Genomic DNA, 23,545 nt, shown 5'->3' with positions numbered 1-23,545 from the left:
CTTTTATCTTGTCCCTCCACGAACAGCACTGCCATGGTCGAAGCGTTTGTCAGACTCGTCTGTCCGGAGTGTTCGAAAGATTGGCAGGAAGCCCCGATGGACCTTCCGAACCTGCGCGAGAACTTCTCGTGTCCCTCCTGTCACGCGACACGTCGTCTCTCGGAGTTCATGCGAACCGAACGGGACCTCGAGGCCGTAAAACAGTTCCAGTAGCGTCCGGGTTTCCTCCGGATTCTCTCCGGATTAACTCGTTTCTCTCACTCTCCGGTCGGGGAGAGCGCGCCGCAGGCGTCACACCGGAGCAGCTGAGCCCCCTGCTCGCGTTCGATTCGGGTGTCCGGGAGTCCGCACTCGGGACACAGCACGTACGATTCGGTGTACGATTCGATGGCCTCTTCGACCCGGCGCTGCCGGAACTCCCCGGTCAGCCGGGCGCGACCGCTCTCGTCGATGTGGGCGCTGGTGCCCAGTTCGGACTGCAACGCTTTGAGGACGTGCGACTCCTCCCGTCCGAGCACGTCGACGACTTCCTGGAAGTTCTCGAACACCGTGACGTGGCCCTCCTCTCGAACGTCCGGCGTCGGTACCTCGAAGCGCTCGCTTGCGTTCTCGATCTCCGGCGTCCGATCGAGTGCACGGTCCAGTTGTTCGTCGTACTCCATGTGGGGTAGATACTGTCGGACACAGTAAAGTCTTGCCGGCCCACAACCGTCGAACCGCCAAATTTTGCGGGAAACACGCCGTAAATCCGGGAACCGTGTTAACGACTATCAGGATAGTAATTTAACCCTCCAGTCGCTATGGTGGATTAGCTCATGAAAAAGCAGGAACTCATTCACCTTCATGGCCTGCTCGCGGAGGTACGCAAGCAGTGTGAGGCATGGAACGAGGAGACCGAACTGGACGAGTACGAATCGCTGGGCGTCAAACCGACATCGATCCACCGATCGAAAACGGACCACAAGGAGGCGGTGTTTGCCCTGGCGGACGGGATCACCGCACCGATGGAGGAGTCTGAGGTCGACTCCGAGACCGAAACGCTGACCGCGACCGCGGACTGAATCTTCTCGCGAAATCGCGATAGCACCGACTCCGTAGCGGCAGCCACACGATTCCTGGGTCGGGTTCCGTCGATTTCTTTACGTAGTTCCGCCGAGGAGTTCCGCACGAATGCTCGAGGGGGTCAACGTCGCGCTGGGCGTCACCGGAAGCATCGCAGCGGTCAAGGTGGTCGAACTCGCACACGAGCTCCGCCGACAGGGAGCGGAGGTCAGGGGAGTTGCCACTCCTGCGGCCCGACAGATCGTCCATCCGTGGGCGGTCGAGTTCGCCACCGAAAACGACGTTGTCACCGAGATCACGGGCGAGGTCGAACACGTCGAGCTGTGTGGTCGGGACGGCTGGGCGGACGTCCTGCTCGTCGCGCCGATGACCGCAAACACCGCCGGCAAGATCGCGGCCGCGATCGACGACACGCCGGTGACGACGTGTGCGACGACGGCGCTGGGCTCGGGGCTGCCGGTCGTCGCCGTGCCGGCCATGCACGAGCCTATGTACGACCATCCCGGCGTTGCCGATTCGCTCGGGCGTCTGCAGTCGTGGGGGGTTTCGATCGTGAAGCCACGGCTCGAGGAGGGGAAAGCCAAGATCGCCAGCGAATCCGACGTCGTCACTGCGGTCGCTCGAGCGACGACGCCACAGACGCTCGCGGGAAAGCACGTCGTCGTCACAGCGGGTGCGACCAAAGAGCAGCTGGATCCCATCCGGGTCATCACCAACCGAGCGTCCGGAAAGACGGGTCGGGCGGTCGCACGGGCGTGTCACGTTCGCGGCGCCGATGTGACTCTGGTCCAGGACGGGCCCGAGGTCGGCTACGCCGACGTCGTCGAGATCGAGAGTGCAGACGAGATGATCGAGGCCACAGTCGAGGCGTGTCGCACCGCCGACGCGCTCGTCTCGGCGGCGGCGATCTCGGATTTCACCGCCGACTCAGTCGTCGAGAAGATCCGTTCGGGGACGCCGCTGAGCGTCGACCTCGAACCCACGCCGAAGCTCATCGACACCGTTCGGGACCGCTACCCGGAGCTGCCGATCGTCGGGTTCAAGGCCGAAACCGGCGGCAACGACGAGGAGATGGTCCGGGAGGCCCGCCGGATCCGCGACCGCGTCGGCCTGTCGTTCGTCGTCGCCAACGACGCCGACGTGATGGGCGAAGACGAGACCCGCGTTCTCCTCGTCGACAACGAGGTGGTGGAACGGTCGGGGACGAAAACCGCCGTCGCCGGCAGTGTCGCAGACAAACTCGCGGGGACAGTCGGCGAGAGTGACTACGACCGCTCGTCGCCGTCGAACTGAGAGTCGAGCGTCGACTGCGTTCCGGCTGATCCCGAGTTCGATCCCTCGTGTTCGTCGCGGATGTATGCGCCGAGGTAGCCGCCGAGGGCGCCGAATCCGATCAGGTAGGCAGCGCCGAAAGTCACGACAAACAGCATGATGACGAACGTGAATCCGAAGTCGATCGGCGCCAACACGAGCCCGACGAACAACAGTGGAAGCAGCAGCAGGGAGATCAGCGCCCCCGAGAGGGCGCCGACTTTCGTCCCGTCGGTCCTGTCGCCGTTCTCGAGCCACGCCGCGACGCCGCCACCGAGGATCGGCGAGAACGGGACGAACGAGGTGACGATGGTGACGACTGCGCCGATGAGTGCGTTGATGAGTGTGTCGCCGTTCATACCGGATTCTCCCGGCGACGACACTTCACCGTGTCGATGAGTGGAACGCCGGTTTCACTGTTCGCCGCCGCTTACCGGGGGAAACAGCGCGAGTTCGTCGCCGTCTTCGAGTTGTGTGTCCATCCCGTCGCCGTTCCGGACGGACTCGCCGTTGCATAGGACGTTGATGTGATCCAGCAATTCGCCGTCCTCGTCGAGTATCCGCTCCTCGAGTCCGGGATGCCGTTCGAGCAGCGCCGCGAGCGCGTCGTCTACGGTGTCGATTGCGGCGTCGATCTCGACGGTGTCCTCGCCGGCGACCTCCGCGAGGTCGGCGAACAGTTTCCATTCCATACGGATCTGTCACTGCCGGCGGACTAAGAGGATTGCGCACCCGGCTGTTCGGGTTCCCCTTCCCCCCGGGCTCGTCGCTCTGCTCGCCTGAGGCTATCGGGCCGTCCGACGAGGTACAGTTCGTCGCCCGCCGCGAGCGCGTAGCTTCGGGGTGGGATCGCCTCGATCGGCCCGTCGCGAGGTCGAACGGCGGCGACTGTCGGGCCGAGGTCGCCGATCGGCGCACCGACGAGTTCGCTGTCGGCCGATACTGTTGCCACGGTCATCGTCTCGTCTGCGTTGCGCAACAGCGAGGCGAACTCCCGGTCCGCCTGGGGTTCCGCGGGGAGCGTGACCAGTCGATACCGGCGCGACTGGTCGATCTTTTCGGCGTCGGACTCGTCGACCGTGACCGTGGCGACGTCGCCGGCGGTCGCCCGGAGTTCGGCCGAGGAAACGCGTTTCGGTCCCTCTTCGTCGGTCCACAGCTGCACTATGTCGCCGGGGGTCGCGGCGTACGGCGGATCCCCCCGAACCGCGACCGCGACGGTGCCCGGCGCGAGGGTCGGCCCGACCCCTGCCGCACGGGAGCCGACACCGAGGTACTCGACGGTTCCGTCCGCAGAGATGTCGAGGTCGACGTGACCGACGCCGAAATCCTCCTTGATTCGCACGGCGAGCCGCTCTCGCAGCTCCGCTACGGTGATCCGCCGCGGGAAAAGCAGCGTCTCCTCGCTCATTCGTTCCTTCGTTCCGGGGGCGACCGGGTCGTAGGCGTCGATGTCGTTGATGTCGTCTGCGGAGGGAAGCGTGACGGTCGTGACGCGCCCGGCGCTGCGGACCACTTCCGAGACGTCCCCCTGGAGCCGTCGGCCGCCCGCCATCGCGGCAGCGTTTCGACCCAGCCTGTCACCGACCCGGAGCCCCACCGGAGAGACGGCCGTGGCGACGCCCAGCGCGACGAGGTTGAAAAACGCGGTCGCCGGATCGAACAGCCCGACCTGTTCCCCTGCGACGTACGATCCCAGGGAGGCGGTGTTGAGATACAGCGCGATCACCGACACGCCGAAGATGATGGCGATCCCCTCCGGCAGTTCGTCGTTGACGTACCACCGGTACGCCGCCGCTACGCACCCGGCGGCGACGCCGGCGAGGATCGCGTACGTGAGCAGGTTCAGGAGGGCGACGTTCGGCTCCGCGAAGGTCGCGGCCGGAACCGGGATCACCCTGCCACCACCTCGAAGCCAGTCAGTGCCTCGCGTGTGCCCACGACGAACAGATCGTCGCCTGCAGCAAGTTCCGTCTCGCCCCGCGGGGTGATCGTCCAGCCGTCGTGTTTCGCAGCCAGGATGACGACGTCGTACGCCTCCCGAACGTTCACCTCGCCGATCGTGGTTCCGTCCAGCGGTCCCCCCGCCTTCACGGAGACTTTCCGGAAGCGCTTTCCGGCGCGACGGAGCAGCGAGGTGAGTTCGAACTCCCGTCGGATCCCCCGAGAGAGAACGATAACCTCCCCGCGTTCTGCCCGGAGGAGCGTTCCGGCGTCCGACCGGTCGACTGCCACCGTCACCCGTCCATCGCCGCCGTCGGTCCGGTCGATGGCCACTGTCGCCGGCGACGGCGTTTCCTCGGGTTCGCCGCCGTCGGTTTTCGCGTCCGGCTTGTTCTTTTCGGTCGACGTCCCCGACGACGCGCTCAACAGCGTCCCCTCGACGGTGAGATCGGGGGTAGTGATTCGGACGGATTCACCCGGAACGAGCCCGGTCGGGACCAGCGCAGGCACCGACACCGCCCGCTTTCCCGGGGGGATCCGTTTCGAGAGCCCCCCGACCGGCGGGGCTCCAGCGACCGTCGCCCGCGCCCGTTCGTCGATCGACACGGACGCACTCGCCAGGTCGAACTCGGTCCGGAGCTGGTCTTCGAACCGCGACTCCAGCTCCGAGACGGGGAGGTCAGCGGGGAACGTCCACTCGTTAGTTTTGATCTCCTCGCGGAGTTCAGGTGACAGCGGAGGGTACCCCTCGAGGTCCTCGACCTCGCCGACGACGGTGATCCGTACCCGTCCCCGCCCTCCGACCAGTTCGACGACGTCCGTCGAGAGGGTGCGTTCCCGCAACCCTTTGAGCGACATCCGTCTGGGAACGTTCGCGCCGAGTTTGTCCCCCTTCGCGTGGGCGTACAGCGCGAGCATCAACACGACGACGATCGCCGTCAGAATCGCGACGGCGTTTTCGTCGGTCCGGATCGTCTCGTCGTTCAACGCGAGCAGCCCCCCGTTTATCCCCGCGATTGCGAGCGCGAGGACGACCACACCGAACCCGGGGATGGTCACTCCGGTCACGTACCGGAAGACGAACCCCAGCGTGCCGGCGACGAGCGCCGGGATGATCCCCGTGAGGACGCCCAGATAGATCCCCAGGAGGATCTCGAACGGAAGCGATGGCATGGACGTATCCACAGCCCCCGCTTACAAACCGTTTCCGCTGCGATCCCGCCCCGGGACCTTCGTCAACAGCGCCGCAGTCTCGCGGATGTCGTGGGTGTCGACCAGCAACTCGGCCGCCTCTCGAACCGTGAAGTCGGGATCGACGTCGACGCCGTAACACGCTGCGTACACCGAAAGCCAGTCGTTCGTCGCCCGGTGAAGCAACTCCATCTCTTCGGTGGAAAACCGGACGCCCTTCTCGGCAGTCCGGGCTTCGACGTACAGCGCTACCACCGATCCCAGCCCGTCCCGCGCGGCCGCAGTCGCACAGTCCTCGGGGGTTCGACGGTCGCCTCCGGGGTCGTGTTCGTCGGTCCAGGACCTGTTTTCCCGTCGCTTCCGAGCCTCGGCTGCGAGCCGTCGTATCCGGGGTTCGAAGTCGGATGCCACGTTTTTACTCCCTCATTGGCCGCTTTTTACTCCCTCATTGGCCGCTTTTTACTCCCTCATTGGCCGCTTTTTACTCCCTCATTGGCCGCTTTTTATCCTTCGTCGAAGGCAACGCCCTTGCCGCCGCGTGGGTGCTCCCATTCGGTGTCGGCCACGATCGCGCAGGTGCCACACTCGACGCACGGCTGGGTGTCGAGGCTCACGACGCGCTGTTCGCCGCCGTTGGTTCCCACGCGCTCTTCGCGGTAACAGCCGCCGCCGAACTCTTTCGCGCTCACCGGACAGGCGGTCACCGCTGTGCCGCTCGCCTCGATCGAGTCGTCGATCAGTTCGATGTGCGGGTTGCCCACGTCGGTGTTGTACGTCAATTCGCCGATCCGTTCCTCGAGGCTCGGGGGTTCGACGTCGTTTTCCTCCACGACGGGTGCACCGAGCTCTTCGGCGATCACTGTCGGAAGCGTGACGTACGGCGTCTTCGTGTCCGGCACCATCGTGGCGAGGAACGCCGACGAGTAGAGCCGTTCCAGCCGGTCGCCGAGCGCTCGCACTCCAAGCCGACCTACAGGCGATCGCGTCACCGTATCGAGCACGTCGGCGAGGGCGTCGTGTTCGCCGACCTGCCGGACGAGTTCGTAGCGGCGGGGACGGAGCTTCCCCATCACGCCTTCGTCGTTCAACTTCCGCTCGTACAGCTCCCCAGAGAGGCCGGAATCCCCTCGGGAGCGCGCCTCGACGTACGCCTCGGCTGCGAGTGCCCCGGCCGTCACCGCGTGATTCATTCCTTTGATGATGGGTCCCTGTGCCTGCATCTGTCCGGCCGCGTCCCCCACGAGGACGAGCCGGTCTCGGTGGGGCGATCGGTGGGCGACCTTCTTCGAGTCGGGAACGAGCTTCGCGGAGTACTCCCGTTCGGTGTACTCGTCGGGGAGCCACTCGCCCAGCGCCGGATGGGTCAACAGCGCGTCCAGCAGTTCGTGGGGTTCGGCTCGCGTCTCGACGACGCTGTCGAGGTGAAACACCGTTCCGATGGACAGGGAGTCCCGGTTCGTGTAGACGAACCCGCCGCCGCGCGCGTCCCCGAAGAGATCCCCGGAAAACAGGTGAGCGGCCCCCTCGTCGGGCCCGACGTCGAAGCTGTCGTCGATTTCTTCGGGCGGGACGTCGACGACGGCCTTGACGCCCTGGAACCACTCTTCGGGCTCCTCCCAGTCCATGAGACCGGCATCACGGGCGAGTTCGGAGTTGACGCCGTCGGCGGCGACGATCAGGTCCGCTTCGATCGGGTCGAGTTCGTCGCAGGTGACGCCGACGATCTCCCCGCCGTCCCGGAGCAGGCCGTTCACTCTGACTTCGGTGAGCAGTCCTCCCCCCGTTTCTGCGGTCATCTCGTGGACGCGGTCGGCCAGCCAGGAGTCCATCCGTCGCCGGAGCACCGCGTCGGACCACTCGGTGTCGTGTTCGTGCAACTGCGTCACGTCGAAGGTCTTCACCTGCCGTCCGGCGACGTTGTGGAGGTAGTACTCGGTCACCGGGCGTTCGGTCGCCGCCTCGCGGAAGCCGGGAAACAGGTCGTCGATCGTGTACGGGGACGACTCCTCGGCGTAGATGAGCCCGCCTGAGACGTTCTTCGAGCCCGCCTCGACCCCCCGTTCGAGCACCAGCGTCTCTACGCCGTTTCGTGCGAGCGTCGCCGCAGCAGCCGCCCCGCCCGGACCGCAGCCGACGACGACCGCCTCGAACGACTCGCGAGTCATTCGAGTTCACCCCCGTCGGCCGCGGCCTCGAGGTCGATTTCCCCGGCGGCGATCCCGTCGATCAACCGCGGCAACACTTCGAAGAGGTCGCCCTCGATGAAGTAGTCCGACCAGTCGTGGATCCGGGCGTCCGGGTCGGTGTTGATCGCCACGATCGTCCCCGACTCGTCGCAGCCGACCTTGTGCTGGACGGCGCCGGAGACGCCGGCGGCGACGTACAGGTCCGGTTCGATCTCCTGGCCGGTCTCGCCGATCTGACGCTCCTCTGCGGTGTACTGCTCGACGTGGCCGTCGAAGTTGAACGAGCCGGTGACGATACCCCGGGTGACGCCCACGTCGGCGCTTTCGAACCTGTCGGCCAGCTCAACCGCGAGTTCCATTCCGCGGGTGGGATCCGCGCTGATCCCCCGGCCCATGCACACGACGACGTCGTTGCCCGTGAGGTCGACACCGCCGTCCAGCCGATCGAAGTCGATCACCTCCGCCCGGAACCACTCGTCTTCGAGTTCGAGGTCGTGTTCGATTACCGCTCCCTCCCGTTCGGGATCCGGGTCCGGAACGTCGAAGCTCCCCGGGATGACCGAGGCACCCTGGGGATGAAACTCCCGGGTCGGGTTGTCGAGACAGAGGATCGTCGAGTATTCGAACCCGGAGAAGTCGGGGCGCTTCATGTGAAGCACGCGCCGGAACTCGCGGTTGTTCCCCGAGCCTCCCGTTTTCACCGGATTCGAGACGGTGACGTCGGTGATGTACAGCCCCGAGCAGTCGCTGGCGAGACCGGAGTCGAGTTCGCCCTGCACGAGCGCAGAGAGGTCCCGCCCGTTGTTCGTCGCCGGAAAGAGGGTGTACCGCGGCTCGTCGTAGTCTCGCCAGTCTGCGGGATCCGGGTCTGTCCCGGGTGTGCGTTCCTCGCCGACCCCCATCGGCGGTTCGGCTCCCCCCCGGGCCATGTCACAGAATATCTCTGTGTAGGGCTTGTGCCGGAAGCGCTCGAGCCGATCGTCCTCGTGGTAGACGACGACGTCGGCGCCGTGTTCGATGCACGTGTCGGCGTGGCCGGCGACGTCGTCGCCGATCAGCACCGCGACGACGCGCTCGGCGGCGTCGTACTGACGGTTGTACTCGTCCATCAGCTCGCGTGCCTTTCCGAGCATCTCCAGGGAGACGTCGATCAGTTCCCCCGCCTGGGTCTCGCAGTACACCCACATGTCACGATAGGCCCCATTATCGAGGGCCTTGACGTACTGTTTGTCGGCAGTTGGGTGATCCAGCTCGGGGTGTTTCTCCTCGGGCGACAGCTGCTCCCGCTCGTCGGACTCCTCGCTTCCGGCGACCGAGTCGATCCGGTTTTCGACGAGTCGTTTGACGCTGTCCCGGTTGTCGCCGGCTTCCTCCCGCTCGATCAGTTCCCGGAGGCGTTCGACGTCGTCGATCTTCCGGACGGCGTTTCCCACGTCCGCGGCGGACATCTCCGCGAGATCGAGGCCGGCGTCCCCGTTCTCGTCTCCTGGCTCCTCCTCGTCGTCGCCCTCGAACTTCTCTATGCGGCTCTCTATCAGTGTCTTTGCCGCGGTTCGGTCCTTGCCCGCTTTCTCGGTGTCGAGGATTTCGCGGAGTTCCTCGACGTCGGCGACGTCGGCCAGTTCCGGCCCGAGTTCGGAGACGTCATACTCGCCGGGATCGAGTGTCATCGGTCAGTCACCCCCCGCGGCGAACGGCTGCATCTCCTCGAGAACCTGTCCCATGGCCTCGGAATCCTCCGGATCGACGTCTGTGGCCTCTCGCTCGGAGGGCGCCCGTGGGATCGGGTCCACGCTCTCGACGATCGTCGGCGACCCGTCGAGGCCGACGTAGTCGGGATCCAGGTTCAGCTCCTCGTGGTCCCACATCTCGAGGTGCTCCTCGTACTCCTCGGCTCGCTTCTGCGTCTCCTGCCGGAGGCGCTTGTGTTCGAGCCGGGTGTTCGCGGTCCGATAGGTGGGCTCGAACTCCGGATCAGCGACGACGACGGCGGGCATCGGCACCTCGACGGTTTCGATCTCCTCGACGTCGCCCTCGACGAGCCGTTTCGCGCGGAGCCGGCGATCTTCCTCGTCGACTTCGAGCGCGACGACGTGGGTGACGAGCGGCCAGTCGAGACACCAGCACGTCTGGGGGCCGGTGTGGCCGGTCTCGCCGTCGGCGGTTTTAAAGCCCGCGAACACCAGGTCGACGTCGCCGTGGTGCCGGATCGCCGTCGCCAGCGTGATCGCGGTCGCCCAGGTGTCCGCGGCCGCGAACTCGCGATCGGAGATCAGATACAGGTCGTCTGCGTACACGTCTCGCATTCCCTCCTGGAGAATTCCATCGTAGCCGGGAGGCCCCATGCTCAGTAGGCTCACCCGCCCGCCGTGTCGAACGCGAGTCTGTAACGCCGCCTCCAGGGCGTGCTTGTCGTTCGGGTTCATCACCGTCGGGGTCTTTCCCCGTTCCAGGTGGCCGTCCTCGTCGAAGGAGACCTCGCCTTCACGGAAGTCGGGAACGCCTTTCGTCAGTACAATCGTGTGCATAGATACCGAGCCTCAACACGTTCTTGGGTCGAAACGTCATAAACACTGTGTGGGGGACCTCCGTGAATGACTGTCGAGCAAGAGCTATACGATTGAAGAATCATTAAACCATTTGGTGGTACCAGCTCTGGGGATCCGTCACCTGGCACCGTCGTGGAACCGATTGGAGCACTCTTGACTGCTGTTTCTATACGGCATCCGTTCTCTGTATCTCATCAGGGGCCCTAGATCACGAGAAGAATCGAAGCCCTTATTTGATAAAATTGCAAATTGAACGTATGACTAATGCGACGGTGCGGCTCAAACGCTATCTCGAAGACGAGATCGGGGATTGTCAGCCAGCAGATGTCGACGAGCGAATTACCGAGCTCGACGCACTTGAGACGGTGCTTGACGACGACCGCATCGGCAAAGAGGTGGCCATCCTCGCGGCACTGGCGAACGAGACCCGGTTCAAGCTGGTTCGGCTGCTCGTGGCCGCCGACGGCGAACTGTGCGTCTGCGAACTGAACGCGATGGTGGACGCCAGCGAGAGCGCGATCAGCCACGCCCTCTCCCGGTTGAACGATACAGGACTCGTCACTCGTCGCAAGGACGGCCGATGGCGCAAATACCGGGCCACAAACGTCGCGGTGGCAGTGGTGACTCTGCTCGACGGAACCGCCACCGATGAGTGAGGTCGTCACCGATGAGTGAACTCGAACACGAACACGGGCCCGACTGTGGCTGTCCCGACTGCGGGAATCCCCGGTCGATGGATTTCCTCGACAAGTACCTGACAGTCTGGATTTTCCTGGCGATGGCGGCAGGCGTCGGGCTGGGATACGTTTCGCCGGGGGTTGTCGAACCAATTCAGCAGTACCATCTCGTCGAGATCGGCCTGATTCTGATGATGTATCCGCCGCTGGCGAAGGTCAACTACCGGCAGCTGCCGACAGTCTTCAGGCAGTGGCGGGTGCTCAGTCTGAGCCTGATCCAAAACTGGTTGATCGGCCCGACGCTGATGTTCGCGCTGGCGGTGATCTTCTTCAGCGGGATCGTGCCGTGGTTCCCCGCCCGCCCCGAGTACTTCCTCGGGTTGATCTTCATCGGGATGGCGCGGTGTATCGCAATGGTGCTGGTCTGGAACGACCTCGCGGAGGGGTCCAGCGAATACGCCGCGGGCCTGGTGGCGTTCAACAGCGTCTTCCAGATCCTCACGTACGGTGTGTACATCTGGTTTTTCGCGCTGTTCCTGCCGCCGATCCTCGGGCTCGACGCCATGGTCGCCGGAATCGCCGCCTTCGACATCACCGTCGAACAGGTGTTCTGGGCGATCGCCATCTTCCTCGGGATCCCCTTTGCGGGCGGCATCCTGACCCGTGTCGGCGGCGTTCGGGCGAAAGGCGAGGCGTGGTACGCCGAGCAACTCATTCCGAAGATCAGTCCCGTAACACTTCTTGCGCTGCTGTTTACGGTAATCGTGATGTTCGCCACTCAGGGCGACAACATCATCGCCCAGCCGACCGACGTCCTCTGGCTTGCCGTCCCGCTGACGATCTACTTCGTCGTGATGTTCCTGGTGAGCTTCGCGATGGGACGGGGCATCGGCGCCGACTACTCGACGACGACCGCGATCGGCTTTACGGCAGCGTCGAACAACTTCGAGCTGGCGATCGCCGTCGCCGTCGCCGTCTTCGGCGTCGGCTCCGGGGTCGCGTTCGCAACTGTCATCGGGCCGCTGATCGAAGTGCCTGTGCTGCTGGCGCTGGTCAACGTCGCAATCTACTTCCAGCAGAAGTTCGACTGGACTGGATACGAAACGGGACAGCTCGTGGGAACTGCACCCGCCGCTTCCGGTGGTTCAGTCGGCGACCCGGATGGAGCCGAGACGGACGGTCCGGAACCCGGTTCCCCCGACGGCAAGCCCTCGACGGAGCCGAGCGTGGACGACTGAGACGGAACCGACTCATACTGATATCACGGCACGTGGCGTTCTACAGGATCCAGAGTTCGACGAACGGTATCGATACTCCCGTGGCTGCCACACACTGCAGCTTCCAACTTGCAGCTCGGCTGGTCGCGGCGGTACATCTGGATTCGGTCACCGATGTCGTCGGATGACCCGAAGGTCGATGCTACCCTCAGGTTCGCCCGGCACGACCGGAGTCGACGTCGATCGCGTCTACCGGACAGACGTCCACACAGAGCATACAGTCGATACACTGGTCCTCGTTCGTCGGGTTCGCTTTGATCTCGCTTTCGGGGTGTCCGGGCGTGTCGACCCACTCGAAGACGTCGACCGGACAGTCCTCCAGACAGGCGCCGTCGGCGAGACAGATGTCGAAATCGACGGCGACGTGGGTGCCCCGGATACCCAGTTTCTCTGGCGGATCTATCTCCCCCCAGACGGCCACGCCGTGTTCTTCACCGGTCTGCTCGAGGTTCTGCTCGAAGTTCGAATCGATGGGCATGGGTCTACTCCCACACGGGGTTAAAACGAGTTAACTCTTGTCACGTCAGAAACCCGACCCCCAGTCAAAGCAGTCTCCGGTCACTGCAGGCGTTTCGTCGTTTCGACCAGGGGGTGACGGGCGTAGTCGACGACGTCAATGTCTTCGATCCGCTCGAGCCCCTCCTTACGGGCGGTCTTTGCCATCCCCAGTTCGATCTCCTCGTCGATCACGATGACGTACGCCTCCATCTCGTCGATGCCGAGTCGCCGTGCGGCCATCACGCGGTGGTGGCCGTCGGCGAGATACAGCGTTCCGGCGTTGTCGATCACCACGAGCGGTTCGGCAAGTCCTCGTTCGAGTTCGTACTTCCGTCCCTCGAGTTCGTCCCCGTACACTCGCCCCTGGGTAGGGATCAACTGATTCAGACTCACGGGTCGACGTTCCTCTCCGATTTCGATGTCGTGGATCTGTTCGAGCGTGCGCCGCAGTTTGCCGACCTTTCCCGGCGTCGCACGCTCGATCTGTGACCGGACCACGTCAGTGTTCGAGATAATGCCGACGAGATTGCCTGCGTCGTCGACGACTGGAAGCTTCTGGATCCCGGACCGGAGGATCACCCGTGCGGCGTCGGTGACGGCCATTTCCGGATGGGCGACGATGAGGTCTTCGTTCATCACTGTAAACACCGGCGCGTCCTGGTCGGCGAAAAGCAGGTCGCGCGCCGAAACGAACCCCTCGACGCTCCGACCGACACACACTGGAAAGCCGTTGTGGCCGTCGCTTTCCACGACGCGACGGGTGACCTCTTCGACGGTGTCTTCCGGAGCCACCGTCTGGACGTCGCGGGTCATGTACTCCTTGACGGTCGGCTTGCCGCTCATCGACCGTTCGTACGGGAAGCGTACGGAAAAGCGTAGCCACCTGCTGTCTGCGGCGGGCTGGCGATCGTCAGGCGCTCAGTCTTCCGGGAACGTCACGTCGGTGTCGAACTCGAGGGTCGGGACCTGCCTGGCGTCGTCGATCGCCTCGAAGAACCGATCGGCGATGACCTCCCGGACGACCGCCGAGAGCTCCGTGAGGTCCTCGCCGGTCGTCGTCCCGAGAATACCCAGCGGCACCTGTGCGCCCGCCATGTCGGCGTGACCGCCGGCCGATCCCACCTCCGCGAACGCGTCCCGGAGCACTTCGCCGAGATCGACGTCGGCTCCACGGGCACGCGCGGAGCCGTACGCGACCCCGTCGGTGAAGCCGTACACGAAAGTGACCGCGATCCCGTTCATGTTGAGTAGCCCGTCTGCCGCCTGCGACAGCGCGTCGCGGTTGGAAATCTCGCCGACACAGGAGCTCAACACCGAGTTTCGCACGTCGCGGTTCCGGATCGCCCGGGCGATCGTGTCCATGGTCTCACCGGAGACGCCGGGCGACTCGATCCGCTCGAGCGCCGTCACGTCGGCCATCGGGACGAGATATGCGGCGGCATCGAAGTCCGGGGCGGCTACTTCCCGCGTGAAGTCGCGGGTGTCGATTCGGATGCCGTACAGCAGTGCCGTCGCGAGTGTCTCTCCGGGTTTGATCCCCAGCCGATTGAAATACTCCGCGAGCAGTGTGCTCGTTGCCCCCACGTCGCTGCGGATGTCCGTGTACGGTGCCTGGATCGGCTCTCTCATCGGGTGGTGATCCACGATCAGATCGACCTCGGTTTCGGTCGGTAAGCTGTCGTTTATTCCTGGCCGCGAGTGGTCGACCAGCGCGATCCCGTCGTATGCGGACGGATCGAACTCCTCGATCTGACGGATCGGAAGGTCAAGCAGGTTCACCAGCGCCCGGTTCTCCTGGTGGGCGATCTCGCCGAAGTAACAGGCATCCGCCTGGACCCCGATCTCCTCTGCGAGTCGGCTCAACCCGATCGCACTGGCGATCGCGTCGGGATCCGGGTTGTCGTGGGCGAACACGCCGAGGGGGCCAGACAGTCCCCGAAGCGTCGCGTGGAGGTCGGCCATCAGCTGTCCCCCTTCGCCGGCGGCGGCGTCGAGAACTCGCTCGGCGACCGCCTCTGTCGGGTCGATCAGCCGATCGGTCACCCGCGTTAGTGTTTCGACGGCGTCGGGTGTCGGATCGGTCCCGACGGACGCGAGAATCTCCGCGTCGGGGAATGCTCCCCTTGCCGCGCCGGCAGCAGCGACGTTCCGTTCTGGTCGATCGGAGGCGACGATCACGACGTCGGCTGCGTCCGGAAACGTCGACGGATCGGTCGGGTCGCCCTCCCGGGCGGGAATACTCTCCTCGCGGAGCGTGGATGCCCAGCCGCTGTCGGCGGTGACCACGTACAGCGCGTCCCGTCCCTTCGAGACGCTCTCGATGACGGTGTGTGCGATCGTCCCGCACCCGAGCACCAGCCGCCGTATCATATCTCTCGCCACGGCTCCCGGGCGGAAAACGCTACCGTCACGTGGTGACTTCGGCTGGGTCGACACGATAGATCCGGACGGTCTCCGTTTCGAAGGCGAGTTCGACCCCATCGAACTGTTCGAAGGAAACCTCGCCGTATCGGTCGCGCTCCCCGGGACCGACCCACACGTGGGTGACCCCGTACTCCTCGAGGACGGCGACGCGATCGGCTTCCTCGCCGGCGTACGCCCGATCGACCGCGTTCGCTCTCGACCAGTAGGTGTCGCCCCCGCGGTAGCCGATCTGGTGTTGCCACCCGGCGACGGTCGGGATCCCGGTAAGACTCGAGGCCGGGTTGGCGTTCCAGGCGTACATTCCGGGCTCGCTGGGGGTTGCCGCGAGTCCGCTGGGCGAACTGTACGCGCCCGGCGCCTCAAGTAGCGTCGGCTCCCGGTCGATAGCTGTCGCTTCCGCGTCGGCGTTGTCGTCGATCCACTCGATCGCCGGCGCCTCTTCCGGGTGGTCGCGCTCGAGGAAGGCGGTCGCGTCGAGAGTGCCCGCGTCGTGCCGGTCGAAGTGGGCGTCCAGCGCGAGCGCGGCGTACGGGAGCGTGGTCAAAACCAGGAGCCCGACGAACGCGCGGCCAGCGAACCGTCGGGTGTCCGGACTGGGCCACCAGTCGGCGATCCGATCCCGCTCGGGCGGCTCGAAGAGATCCGAGAGCACCGGCCCCATGGCGACCCCCCACAGTACCCACACCTGGAAGTACGTCTTGAAGACGGTGTTGAGCCGCCCCGGACCGGCCTCCTCGGCGACGTACACGAGCTCGACGATGGTGACGAGCCCGGCCCCACCCACCAGAAGCACGGTTTCGAATCCGACCTCGCGCTCGAGGCGAAACGCGATCCAGCCGCCGACCAGAAGCGGCGCGACGACGACCAGCGCGGCGAACTCGAAGAGCACGCCCGAGACGGCTCCAAACGCCACCGCGACTGCAAGCGCCCCACGACCTCCGGAACCGAGCGTTCCGAAGAGAAATGCGAGAAACGCCGCGAGGAACGCGCCGTGTACGACCATCAGCGCGCCCAGTCCCGACCGATCCGCAGCCTCCAGGATCGCGACCGTCTGACCGGCGCTTGCGCCCAGCAGGAACGACGCGCCCAGAACAAAGCCCACGGCCCCCGAAAGCGCCGCGACGACCAGCGCCCCGCCGGTTCGACACAGTTCGGTCGACAGCGGTTTTTTCTCCCATCCCGACGGCGCGTCGGTCGTGGTGTCGCCGCCGGCCACCGACCGAAGCACGGTTTCGATGCGTTCTCCGCCCGGCAAAAGCAAAAGCGGCCTCGCGGGTGCGAACGCGAGCGCCAGCCACGCGACGCCGAAGATCGTCGGGAAGCTCCAGGTGTCTGTCGGGATCTGGAACCCGCCCAGGATCGGAAGCACGACGAACACCAGCAGCCGTCGTCGTCGGAGTCGCTCCGCCGGCGTCTGCCAGTAGGCGAACGCGACCGCGACAGCCAACAGAAGGAACGAGCCACCCATCATGTGGGCGTGGAGGTCGCCGTTGAGCCAGGCGAAAAGCGGGAACTCGTTTATAGTTCCGGGGATGACCCGGCTCGCGGTCCAGTAGCTGAACCCGTCGACGCCGGCGAGGAGATCGGCGGCTTCCGGCTCCGCGCGGGCGGCGACCAGTTCGGCGACCCGTCTCCGAATCCCTTCGGGGAGCCAGCCCGCCAGCAGCTGTGTCGCGGTGAGCAGGTTGGCGGCGAGACCGACGAACACCGCCGCGAACGCGCCTGCCCGGCGCCGCGAGAGCCCGCGTTCGGACGCGACGTTGCCGGCGAGATCGAACGCTGCAGTGACCAGCATCGCGTAGAAGCCGGCGAGCGCGAGGTTGTACGCGTACTGTGGCGGGGTCGCCGTGAGCCCGGAAAGTAGCGTCGCTGCGAGGTGGCCGCCGTAGTAGTACTGCAGCGGCTCCCCGGCGAACCACATGTCCGGCGGCGGGAGCGTCTCGGCGCGAAGCAGCGTCCGCAAGAGCCCGTAATCCAGGAACTTCTCGCCGCCGATCGGGTTCACGGCGGGGTCGGCCGACCGGATCGCGATCACGAGCAAAAACGCCGCCGCGAACACGACCGCTGCGTCGGCGGCGCCCCGGCGGTTGAACGGGAGGTCGTCGTCGACCGAAAGATCGCCGGCCCGGAGTCGGTCGAGATCCATCGTGGAGGCAGCCGAGAGCGCGACGAGCACCGCGAGTCCGATCCACAGGGTCCACCAGCCGAACGCGATCTGCCCAATCCAGTAGGCGACGATCGTGACGACCGTGACCCCGACGATCGGCGCGAAGCCGGCGCCGCCGGTGGAAAACCGAGAAAACAGCCGAGCGCCGATCGGATAGCCCAGAACAGCCAGGATCGCGAACGCGAGGATCCACCGTCCGACGAGCAGATACTCCATCGTCAGTGTGGGGCGTGCGATCCACCATACGCTTTCGGATTCGAACGGGTTTTTAAGCCCTCCGACGAAACCGTCGTTCGTGTCCACCGTCGGCGTTGTCGTCCCCGCGTTTCGCCCGGACGTCGAGCGGACGCTGTCGTATCTCCGGGAGCTGGAGTCGGTTCTCGCGCCCGAGGTCATCCGGCTGGAGCTCGACGATCCGGATCCGGACGTCGTTGCAGCGCTCGGGGACTCGCCCGCGACGGTCAACGCGGTCGACCGTCGCCGGGGGAAGGGGGCGGCGATAACGGAGGGGTTCGACGCGCTCGAAACCGACGTACTGGCGTTCTTCGACGCAGACGGGGCGACGCCGCCGGGGTCGGCCGAGGCGGTCGTCACCCCGGTCGTCCGCGGTGAGGTCCCAGTCGCGGTCGGCTCGCGGCGGCATCCGGACTCGCGGGTTTCCGGTCATCAGGGCGTCGTCCGTCGGGTTCTCGGGGACGCGTTCGCGTGGTCGGCCCGTCGGTTGCTCCCAGCGAGGCTGTACGACTACCAGTGTGGCGCGAAAGCGCTCACCGCAGGCGCCTGGAGGGACGTTCGCGACCATCTGACCGAAACCGGATTCGGCTGGGACATCGAACTGATCGCGACCGCGGCTGCGCTGGGCTACCGGATCCGGGAGGTGCCGATCGAGTGGGAGGACCAGCCCGGTTCGACGGTATCGCCGGCGAATGACGGAGTCCGGATGGCGAGAACCCTGCTGTCGGCCAGTTTGTGTGCCCGGAACGTGCGGCGCGAAACCGACCGTGAGGGGGAGGGAATCGACGCGTGATCACCGCGGCGATCCGGGAACTGGCCACCGCAGACCGGTTCGGAAAGTTCCTCTCCGTGGGCGCTGCGGGCGCCGTGCTGGATCTTTCGGTGAGTTCTGCAGTGACGATCGGCGGACTCCCGCCGGAGTACGCCAAGGTCATCGGCGCCGAGTGTGCGATCATCGCGATGTTTTTCGTCAACGACCGGTGGACGTTCCCCGAACACGGGGAATCCGGGGTACTCTCGACCGGCCGGAGACTGCTCAAGTCGAACCTCGTCCGGAGCGGCGGGCTTGTGGTCCAGTTTCTCGTCGTGAGAACGCTCACCCGACTCGACGTCAGCGTCGTCCTCGCCGGAACCGACGTGTGGGCGTTTTTGACGTTCCCGATCGCGATCGGGTGTGCGTTCGTCTTCAACTACACCGCAGAGAGTCTGATCACCTGGCGGGTGCTTCGGGACCGGTAGCTGAGGCAGTTCGAAGACACCGGAAAAATCGACGACGAGAGGTTCGTCTCGCGACTGCGACGCTCGCTACAGTTTCTCGAGGTTGTCTATCTTCTCCTGTGGCCAGTCGTAGAACGGTTCCTCGACCTCCTTGAGCGACTCGACACAGTCGTTGTACTCGTCTTTCGCCTCCTCGACGAGCGGATCGTCGGGATTGGTCTCGATCCAGTCGCGGAGATCCTGCAGCGCCTTCGGCGAGTACGTCTCGATTTTGCCTTGCCGCTCGATCATTTCCATCTTCCGTTCGTCCTGACGGAGCGTCTTGAACAGGGCCCACGTGGCGAGCACCCAGAACGCGATGATCGCGATGACCATCCCGATCCAGGCTTCGAGCGAAATCCCTGCGACCTGTCCGACCACGACGGCTGGTTCAGCCATCAGTCGTCACCTCCCGGTGCTGCGGCTCCGGTAGTTGCTTTCGATCTGTCGACGTATTTCATGATCAGGTAGCCGGCGATCGGGAACGCGATGAGGACGCCGACGCCCGCGATCATTTCGTCGGCCATGAAGTTCTCGTAGGCGAAGAACGCCATGATCGCGACCATCACGGCGGGGATCAGGTACTTCACGATCGGGTTGAACCACGTGTCGACGTAGATCCCGCTGGTCTTGTTCACCGACAGCACGCGGAGCCGTTCGGGGCCGAAGTACCAGCCGATACCGACCATCACGGCCAGCGTGGCCAGCGGCAGCCCCCAGTTGGCGAACGTGAAGTCAGCGAAGTCGAGGAACGTCACCGAGTAGGCGCTCGGCAGGCCGAGCAGCCAGATCGTGCTACAGACCGCCAACACGCTCTGATTTCGGTTCAGCGGACTCTCCTCGAAGATCGTGGTGACGCTCACCTCGGTGATGACCACCGCGGAGGTGAACGCTGCGAGGAAGAACCCGACGAAGAAGACGATCGCCCACAGGTCGCCGATCGGCATCGGCTCGAACACCTGCACCAGCGTGATGAACGTCAGCCCGGCGCCCGCGTCCGGATCCAGCCCGTAGGCGAACACCAGCGGGAAGATCGCGAACGCCGCGAGCACGCCGATCGACGCCTCGCCGATCGCGGTGAAGAAACCACCGCCCAGCGGCGCGTCGTCGTACTCGCGCAGGTAGCTCCCGACGGTGATCGCGATACCCCAGCCGAGACCGGTCGAGAACAGCGCCTGACCGAGCGCGGCGATCCACGTGTCACTGATCAGCAGGTACTCCCACTGCACTGTGAAGGTGAATTCGAGCCCCTCGGCGGCACCCGGCAGGGTCAGGGCACGGATCGCGATCGCGGCGAGGGCGATCACAAGCCCCGGAACGGCGTACACGACGAGCCGCTCGACGCCGTCACGGATACCCAGCACGAGCACGCCCGCAACCAGGGCCATCACGATCGTGTGCATGAGGACCATGATGCCCGGGCTGTTGGTGAACGCGGTCCAGAACGCCTCCGCCTCGAAGCCCGCGGAGGTGAACTCCAGGGTGAACGACTGGAGCATGTAATACAGGATCCAGCCGACCACAGGCGAGTAGTACGTCATCAACGCGATGTTCACGAGGATGACGATCACCCCGAGCCCGGCCATTCCTCCCGGGCCCGTACAGTCTCGCAACGCCCCGATAACACCTTTCTCGCTGTACCGCCCCAGCGCCGTTTCGGCCATCAATCCGGGAACGGCGATAAGGAACAACAGTATCAGGAACGCAAGCAGGAACGCTCCCCCACCGTTCTCCCCGAGTACGAACGGGAACCGCCAGATGTTCCCGGAGCCGACCATGGCGCCGATCATTGCCATCAGGAACCCGAACCGGGTCCCCCACTCTGCGCGTGATAGTTCAGCATCACTCATGTCATACCATGCCTCACTACTGGCAAGCGACCACAAAGTACTTAATTCTTGATGGTTCCCTATGATGATTGATAGGTTGTACCATGAGATTTCATCTCGTGACAACGGCCGATGACTCCACGGTCGAACGGACGAACGCCTCGAGCAGTCACTTCCTTTTTCGGAATCCTGAACAGTAATGATTACTGTGTGTCAAATCGATTCAGCGCGAGCGGCTCGAGCAGATCCGGCTTTATCCCGCTCCGTAGCCACTCTCCGACCAGTTCGCCGAGCGCCGGCGCCGTCGTGACCCCGTAGCCGCTCATCCCGACAGCGAGCAGGTAGCCGTCGACAGCGGTGTCGTCGACGATCGGCAGCCCGTCCGGGGTCACGGTCCGAAGGCCGTTCCACTCGTTCAGGATCCGAACGTCCGAAAACGACGGGAAGTACCGGTCGATAACGTCGGCGACGGTGAGGTAGTACGACTCCTCGATGGGCCGGGCGTGATCCGGATCGAACCGCGTGGTGTCCTCGTAGGCCCTGGCGAACCGACCTGCAAGCAGGTCACCGCTCCCTTCCTGTCTCACGTACACTTCGTCCTCGAAGAACGTCAGCGGAACTGGGTGATTCCGATTCGCCTGGAGGACGACGATCGGCCCCTCCGTGTGGCGCAGCGGCGCGGAGACGCCGACCATTTCGTTTATTTCGTGCGCCCACGGTCCGGCCGCGTTTATTACTCGCTCCGCGTCGGTTTGCCCCTCCGTCGTCTCGACGCCCGCGACGGCGCCCTCCTCGACGATCACGTCGGTGACGGCGACCCCGGTCTCGATCTCCGCGCCGCGGTCCCGAGCCCGGGCGACCATGTGCTGGATTATCTCGTTGGGATCGAGCACGCCGTCGTCGGGGACGAGGAGGCCCCCGGCGAACCTGTCGGAATCGAGCCCATACGCCGAAAGATCCGACGGCGAGACCAGCTCGGCGGTAAGTCCGAACTCGTCGTATGCCGCGTATAGCTCCCGGAGATGTGTCATCTCGTCCTCCGAGGAGCCCGTATGCAGGGTTCCGATCGGGTCGAACTCGAACTCGCCCGCCTCGATCAGCGGTTCGTACCACTCCCAGGACAGCTCTCGGCGCTCGTGTTCCGCCCGATCTGGGCTTTCCTGATATCGGATGAACTGTGCGATCGACGCGGCCGTCGTCCCCGAGCCCAGCGAGTTCTTTTCGAACAGTTTGACGGGACGTTCCCCCTCGGAGAGGTGGTACGCGAGACTCGCACCGACGATGCCGCCACCGACGATTACTGTGGGTTTCATGGCGATTAGATGCTGTCGGCCGGCTTGCCGTGGCCGGCGGGATCGTCTTCGAATCGGTCCAGGCTGAAGAACTCGACGTCGAAGGCGTCAGTCGAGCCCGCCGCGACCAGATCGCTCAGTGCCTTCCCGACGACTGGGCCGTGTTTGAAGCCGTGTCCGGAAAACCCGCAGGCGACGTGACAGCCGTCCGGTCCGACCCGATCGATCACGAAGTCGTGATCCGGCGTGTTGGAGTAGATCCCGCCGTAACTGCCACGCAGACCCGCGTCGGCGAGTTCGGGAACGAACTCGACGAGTGATTCGGTCAGTTCCAGCACCGTCGACTCCTCGACCGTGCCGGTGGGCGCGTCCGGACCGACGGTTTTCCCGGTGTGGTGTGTCGCGATCAGGACGCCGTCGCCGAAGTCCGACCGCACGTACCAGTCCCCGCCCGGCGGGGCGGTCGTCGGGATCTGTCCGACGGCCCCCTGGTCTAACCCCTCGCCCGGTTCTAGGAGAAGTACCTCCTCCCTCGTGAGCGTGACGGGTATCTCGACGCCGAGTGGCGCAAGTAGCTCGGGAGTCCACGGTCCCGCAGCCACGACGACTTTCCCGGTGTGAACTGTCCCTGCGTCGGTGGTTACACCCGTGATGGCCCCCTCCTCGACCAGGAAATCGTCGACGGTGATCCCCGTGAGCACCGTCGCGCCGTGTTCCGCAGCCGCCCGTGCGAAGCCGCCGGCCGCGTCGGCCCCGTCCGAATAGGCGGCAGTTTCGTCGACGATGCCGAACTCGACGTCACCGAGCGACAGCATCGAGAACGCCTCCGCGAGTGCGTCCCGATCGTATTCGCTCACGGGGATCCCGAGCGAGGACAGTACGTCGAACCCCTTCCGGGCGTAGCGACCGGCGGGGGTGTCTTCCCGGCCGAGCCTGACGAGAGGGTTCGGTTCGTACGCGATGGGCTCGCCTGTGTGTTCCTCGAACTCCCGGTAGAACTCGTGGCTCCAGGCGGCCATCCGAGTGTAGATCTCCTGTGGGCCGTAGTGGTGGCGAAGGATCGCCGAGGAATCACCGGTCGAACCGCTGGCGATGTTGTCTCGCTCCAGAAGCGCCACGTCCAGTTGCGTCTCCGTGGCGAGAAAGAAGGCTGTGCTCGTTCCCACGATCCCGCCGCCGACGATCACCACGTCGGCCCGGTCCGGGAGCGACTGGGTTCCCATGTACGTCGGCAGTCGGGGGGCAGGCAAATAGCTTTCTCGGCCGGGGCGGTAGCCGATACGAAACGTTGAAACCTCGAACAGGCAAAAAGGAGCTATGGAACTGCGGGTCATACAGAAGACGGACGTCGAACTCCGCATCGAGATCGCTGGGGAGGACCACACGTTCATGAACGTGCTGAAGGGCGCGCTGCTCGACGAGGACGGAGTCGAGGCCGCGACCTACGACATGAACCCCGAACAGTCGGGCGGCCAGACGGATCCGGTACTTTCGATCACGACCGACGGCGACGTCGATCCCCTCGACGCGCTGGAGTCGGCCGCAAAGGCAGTGAGCGACCAGACCGACGACTTCACTGCGGCGTTCGACGCCGCGGTATAGTCGAGCGACCCGGACGTTTCCGGCGGCGCTCCCCCAGCGGTGCTC

General features: G+C 65.0%; 25 protein-coding genes. 8 read left to right on the top strand and 17 right to left on the bottom strand.

The window, feature by feature from the left end; all coding sequences use genetic code 11:
• Window positions 1-33: 33 nt before the first annotated feature.
• The gene (locus tag AArcCO_RS09250) at window positions 34-213 is read left to right on the top strand and encodes a DUF7836 family putative zinc-binding protein (RefSeq protein ID WP_119818814.1); all 180 of its coding nucleotides are present in this window, start codon (window positions 34-36) and stop codon (window positions 211-213) included.
• A 44-nt stretch (window positions 214-257) separates the two neighbouring features.
• Here AArcCO_RS09250 and AArcCO_RS09245 read toward each other — a convergent pair whose 3' ends face one another.
• Window positions 258-662: a translation initiation factor IF-2 subunit beta gene (locus AArcCO_RS09245; protein WP_259533140.1), complete on the bottom strand. Its 405-nt coding sequence runs from the start codon at window positions 660-662 to the stop codon at window positions 258-260.
• Window positions 663-815: 153 nt separating this feature from the next.
• On the opposite strand from AArcCO_RS09245, the gene AArcCO_RS09240 reads away from it, so the two are divergent.
• On the top strand, window positions 816-1,061 hold the full coding sequence (locus tag AArcCO_RS09240; protein WP_259533139.1) for a UPF0058 family protein: 246 nt from the start codon (window positions 816-818) through the stop codon (window positions 1,059-1,061).
• A 109-nt stretch (window positions 1,062-1,170) separates the two neighbouring features.
• Window positions 1,171-2,355 carry a bifunctional phosphopantothenoylcysteine decarboxylase/phosphopantothenate--cysteine ligase CoaBC gene (gene coaBC, locus AArcCO_RS09235; RefSeq protein ID WP_259533137.1) on the top strand — a complete coding sequence of 395 codons (1,185 nt, stop codon included), beginning with the start codon at window positions 1,171-1,173 and terminating at the stop codon, window positions 2,353-2,355.
• Here the strand turns inward: coaBC and AArcCO_RS09230 are convergent.
• From AArcCO_RS09230 to AArcCO_RS09195, 8 genes are all read right to left on the bottom strand, one after another.
• Entirely contained in the window at window positions 2,328-2,732 is a 405-nt protein-coding gene (locus AArcCO_RS09230) for a DUF5518 domain-containing protein (protein WP_259533135.1), read from the bottom strand. The genes coaBC and AArcCO_RS09230 overlap by 28 nt on opposite strands.
• 54 nt (window positions 2,733-2,786) lie before the next feature.
• Window positions 2,787-3,065 (bottom strand): ubiquitin-like small modifier protein 1, encoded by a 279-nt coding sequence (locus tag AArcCO_RS09225; protein WP_259533134.1) that lies wholly within the window; start codon window positions 3,063-3,065, stop codon window positions 2,787-2,789.
• 23 nt (window positions 3,066-3,088) lie between these two features.
• Complete coding sequence (locus AArcCO_RS09220; protein WP_259533133.1) at window positions 3,089-4,270, bottom strand: DUF8167 domain-containing protein; 1,182 nt, start codon at window positions 4,268-4,270, stop codon at window positions 3,089-3,091.
• Window positions 4,267-5,490 carry a potassium channel family protein gene (locus AArcCO_RS09215; protein ID WP_259533132.1) on the bottom strand — a complete coding sequence of 408 codons (1,224 nt, stop codon included), beginning with the start codon at window positions 5,488-5,490 and terminating at the stop codon, window positions 4,267-4,269. Before AArcCO_RS09215 ends, AArcCO_RS09220 begins: the two co-directional genes overlap by 4 nt.
• Window positions 5,491-5,511: 21 nt before the next feature.
• A complete protein-coding gene (locus AArcCO_RS09210) occupies window positions 5,512-5,919 on the bottom strand; it encodes a DUF8055 family protein (RefSeq protein WP_259533131.1) in 408 nt (135 codons plus the stop codon).
• 92 nt (window positions 5,920-6,011) lie between these two features.
• Complete coding sequence (locus tag AArcCO_RS09205; RefSeq protein WP_259533130.1) at window positions 6,012-7,673, bottom strand: FAD-dependent monooxygenase; 1,662 nt, start codon at window positions 7,671-7,673, stop codon at window positions 6,012-6,014.
• A complete protein-coding gene (locus AArcCO_RS09200) occupies window positions 7,670-9,364 on the bottom strand; it encodes an electron transfer flavoprotein subunit alpha/FixB family protein (RefSeq protein ID WP_259533129.1) in 1,695 nt (564 codons plus the stop codon). The genes AArcCO_RS09205 and AArcCO_RS09200 overlap by 4 nt, the downstream gene beginning before the upstream one ends.
• A 3-nt stretch (window positions 9,365-9,367) precedes the next feature.
• Window positions 9,368-10,222 (bottom strand): electron transfer flavoprotein subunit beta/FixA family protein, encoded by an 855-nt coding sequence (locus AArcCO_RS09195; protein ID WP_259533128.1) that lies wholly within the window; start codon window positions 10,220-10,222, stop codon window positions 9,368-9,370.
• Between the two features lie 278 nt (window positions 10,223-10,500).
• Here AArcCO_RS09195 and AArcCO_RS09190 point away from each other — a divergent pair, with 278 nt between their 5' ends.
• The gene (locus AArcCO_RS09190; protein ID WP_259533127.1) at window positions 10,501-10,899 is read left to right on the top strand and encodes an ArsR/SmtB family transcription factor; all 399 of its coding nucleotides are present in this window, start codon (window positions 10,501-10,503) and stop codon (window positions 10,897-10,899) included.
• 11 nt (window positions 10,900-10,910) lie between these two features.
• Window positions 10,911-12,158 carry an ACR3 family arsenite efflux transporter gene (gene arsB / locus AArcCO_RS09185; RefSeq protein ID WP_303650958.1) on the top strand — a complete coding sequence of 416 codons (1,248 nt, stop codon included), beginning with the start codon at window positions 10,911-10,913 and terminating at the stop codon, window positions 12,156-12,158.
• 187 nt (window positions 12,159-12,345) lie between these two features.
• Here arsB and AArcCO_RS09180 read toward each other — a convergent pair whose 3' ends face one another.
• From AArcCO_RS09180 to AArcCO_RS09165, 4 genes are all read right to left on the bottom strand, one after another.
• A complete protein-coding gene (locus AArcCO_RS09180) occupies window positions 12,346-12,675 on the bottom strand; it encodes a 4Fe-4S dicluster domain-containing protein (RefSeq protein WP_259533126.1) in 330 nt (109 codons plus the stop codon).
• Between the two features lie 80 nt (window positions 12,676-12,755).
• Window positions 12,756-13,538, bottom strand: coding sequence for a CBS pair associated ParBc domain-containing protein (locus tag AArcCO_RS09175; RefSeq protein WP_259533125.1), 783 nt, complete (start codon window positions 13,536-13,538; stop codon window positions 12,756-12,758).
• A gap of 75 nt (window positions 13,539-13,613) precedes the next feature.
• Window positions 13,614-15,065, bottom strand: coding sequence for a DHH family phosphoesterase (locus AArcCO_RS09170; protein WP_259533124.1), 1,452 nt, complete (start codon window positions 15,063-15,065; stop codon window positions 13,614-13,616).
• Window positions 15,066-15,102: 37 nt separating this feature from the next.
• A complete protein-coding gene (locus AArcCO_RS09165; protein WP_259533123.1) occupies window positions 15,103-17,502 on the bottom strand; it encodes a DUF2298 domain-containing protein in 2,400 nt (799 codons plus the stop codon).
• Window positions 17,503-17,581: 79 nt separating this feature from the next.
• Here AArcCO_RS09165 and AArcCO_RS09160 point away from each other — a divergent pair, with 79 nt between their 5' ends.
• Window positions 17,582-18,313 (top strand): glycosyltransferase, encoded by a 732-nt coding sequence (locus AArcCO_RS09160; RefSeq protein WP_259533122.1) that lies wholly within the window; start codon window positions 17,582-17,584, stop codon window positions 18,311-18,313.
• Entirely contained in the window at window positions 18,313-18,759 is a 447-nt protein-coding gene (locus AArcCO_RS09155; RefSeq protein ID WP_259536416.1) for a GtrA family protein, read from the top strand. The genes AArcCO_RS09160 and AArcCO_RS09155 overlap by 1 nt, the downstream gene beginning before the upstream one ends.
• Window positions 18,760-18,825: 66 nt before the next feature.
• Here the strand turns inward: AArcCO_RS09155 and AArcCO_RS09150 are convergent, their stop codons facing one another.
• From AArcCO_RS09150 to AArcCO_RS09135, 4 genes are all read right to left on the bottom strand, one after another.
• The gene (locus AArcCO_RS09150; RefSeq protein WP_259533121.1) at window positions 18,826-19,176 is read right to left on the bottom strand and encodes a DUF8026 family protein; all 351 of its coding nucleotides are present in this window, start codon (window positions 19,174-19,176) and stop codon (window positions 18,826-18,828) included.
• On the bottom strand, window positions 19,176-20,627 hold the full coding sequence (locus AArcCO_RS09145; protein WP_259533120.1) for a sodium-dependent transporter: 1,452 nt from the start codon (window positions 20,625-20,627) through the stop codon (window positions 19,176-19,178). The genes AArcCO_RS09150 and AArcCO_RS09145 overlap by 1 nt, the downstream gene beginning before the upstream one ends.
• Window positions 20,628-20,809: 182 nt before the next feature.
• A complete protein-coding gene (locus AArcCO_RS09140; RefSeq protein ID WP_259533119.1) occupies window positions 20,810-21,919 on the bottom strand; it encodes an NAD(P)/FAD-dependent oxidoreductase in 1,110 nt (369 codons plus the stop codon).
• Between the two features lie 5 nt (window positions 21,920-21,924).
• Window positions 21,925-23,121: an NAD(P)/FAD-dependent oxidoreductase gene (locus AArcCO_RS09135; RefSeq protein WP_259533118.1), complete on the bottom strand. Its 1,197-nt coding sequence runs from the start codon at window positions 23,119-23,121 to the stop codon at window positions 21,925-21,927.
• Window positions 23,122-23,215: 94 nt separating this feature from the next.
• Between AArcCO_RS09135 and AArcCO_RS09130 the strand changes: the two genes are divergently transcribed.
• Window positions 23,216-23,500, top strand: coding sequence for a DNA-directed RNA polymerase subunit L (locus AArcCO_RS09130; RefSeq protein WP_259533117.1), 285 nt, complete (start codon window positions 23,216-23,218; stop codon window positions 23,498-23,500).
• Window positions 23,501-23,545 lie beyond the last annotated feature (45 nt).

The sequence above is a fragment of the Halalkaliarchaeum sp. AArc-CO genome, assembly GCF_024972735.1.
Lineage (GTDB): Archaea > Halobacteriota > Halobacteria > Halobacteriales > Haloferacaceae > Halalkaliarchaeum.
The sequence above is the reverse complement of the archived record's forward strand: the minus strand, read 5'-3'. Positions and strand labels throughout refer to the sequence as shown.

Bases quoted from the DNA above. Each gene is read 5' to 3' on its own strand.
- AArcCO_RS09130 (WP_259533117.1), top strand. From the start codon at position 23,216: ATGGAACTGCGGGTCATACAGAAGACGGACGTCGAACTCCGCATCGAG.
- AArcCO_RS09180 (WP_259533126.1), bottom strand. From the start codon at position 12,675: ATGCCCATCGATTCGAACTTCGAGCAGAACCTCGAGCAGACCGGTGAA.
- AArcCO_RS09150 (WP_259533121.1), bottom strand. From the start codon at position 19,176: ATGGCTGAACCAGCCGTCGTGGTCGGACAGGTCGCAGGGATTTCGCTC.
- AArcCO_RS09135 (WP_259533118.1), bottom strand. From the start codon at position 23,121: ATGGGAACCCAGTCGCTCCCGGACCGGGCCGACGTGGTGATCGTCGGC.
- AArcCO_RS09230 (WP_259533135.1), bottom strand. From the start codon at position 2,732: ATGAACGGCGACACACTCATCAACGCACTCATCGGCGCAGTCGTCACC.
- AArcCO_RS09215 (WP_259533132.1), bottom strand. From the start codon at position 5,490: ATGCCATCGCTTCCGTTCGAGATCCTCCTGGGGATCTATCTGGGCGTC.
- AArcCO_RS09195 (WP_259533128.1), bottom strand. From the start codon at position 10,222: ATGCACACGATTGTACTGACGAAAGGCGTTCCCGACTTCCGTGAAGGC.
- AArcCO_RS09145 (WP_259533120.1), bottom strand. From the start codon at position 20,627: ATGAGTGATGCTGAACTATCACGCGCAGAGTGGGGGACCCGGTTCGGG.
- AArcCO_RS09200 (WP_259533129.1), bottom strand. From the start codon at position 9,364: ATGACACTCGATCCCGGCGAGTATGACGTCTCCGAACTCGGGCCGGAA.
- AArcCO_RS09240 (WP_259533139.1), top strand. From the start codon at position 816: ATGAAAAAGCAGGAACTCATTCACCTTCATGGCCTGCTCGCGGAGGTA.
- AArcCO_RS09165 (WP_259533123.1), bottom strand. From the start codon at position 17,502: ATGGAGTATCTGCTCGTCGGACGGTGGATCCTCGCGTTCGCGATCCTG.
- AArcCO_RS09175 (WP_259533125.1), bottom strand. From the start codon at position 13,538: ATGAGCGGCAAGCCGACCGTCAAGGAGTACATGACCCGCGACGTCCAG.
- AArcCO_RS09190 (WP_259533127.1), top strand. From the start codon at position 10,501: ATGACTAATGCGACGGTGCGGCTCAAACGCTATCTCGAAGACGAGATC.
- AArcCO_RS09245 (WP_259533140.1), bottom strand. From the start codon at position 662: ATGGAGTACGACGAACAACTGGACCGTGCACTCGATCGGACGCCGGAG.
- AArcCO_RS09205 (WP_259533130.1), bottom strand. From the start codon at position 7,673: ATGACTCGCGAGTCGTTCGAGGCGGTCGTCGTCGGCTGCGGTCCGGGC.
- arsB (WP_303650958.1), top strand. From the start codon at position 10,911: ATGAGTGAACTCGAACACGAACACGGGCCCGACTGTGGCTGTCCCGAC.
- AArcCO_RS09140 (WP_259533119.1), bottom strand. From the start codon at position 21,919: ATGAAACCCACAGTAATCGTCGGTGGCGGCATCGTCGGTGCGAGTCTC.
- AArcCO_RS09250 (WP_119818814.1), top strand. From the start codon at position 34: ATGGTCGAAGCGTTTGTCAGACTCGTCTGTCCGGAGTGTTCGAAAGAT.
- coaBC (WP_259533137.1), top strand. From the start codon at position 1,171: ATGCTCGAGGGGGTCAACGTCGCGCTGGGCGTCACCGGAAGCATCGCA.
- AArcCO_RS09170 (WP_259533124.1), bottom strand. From the start codon at position 15,065: ATGATACGGCGGCTGGTGCTCGGGTGCGGGACGATCGCACACACCGTC.
- AArcCO_RS09225 (WP_259533134.1), bottom strand. From the start codon at position 3,065: ATGGAATGGAAACTGTTCGCCGACCTCGCGGAGGTCGCCGGCGAGGAC.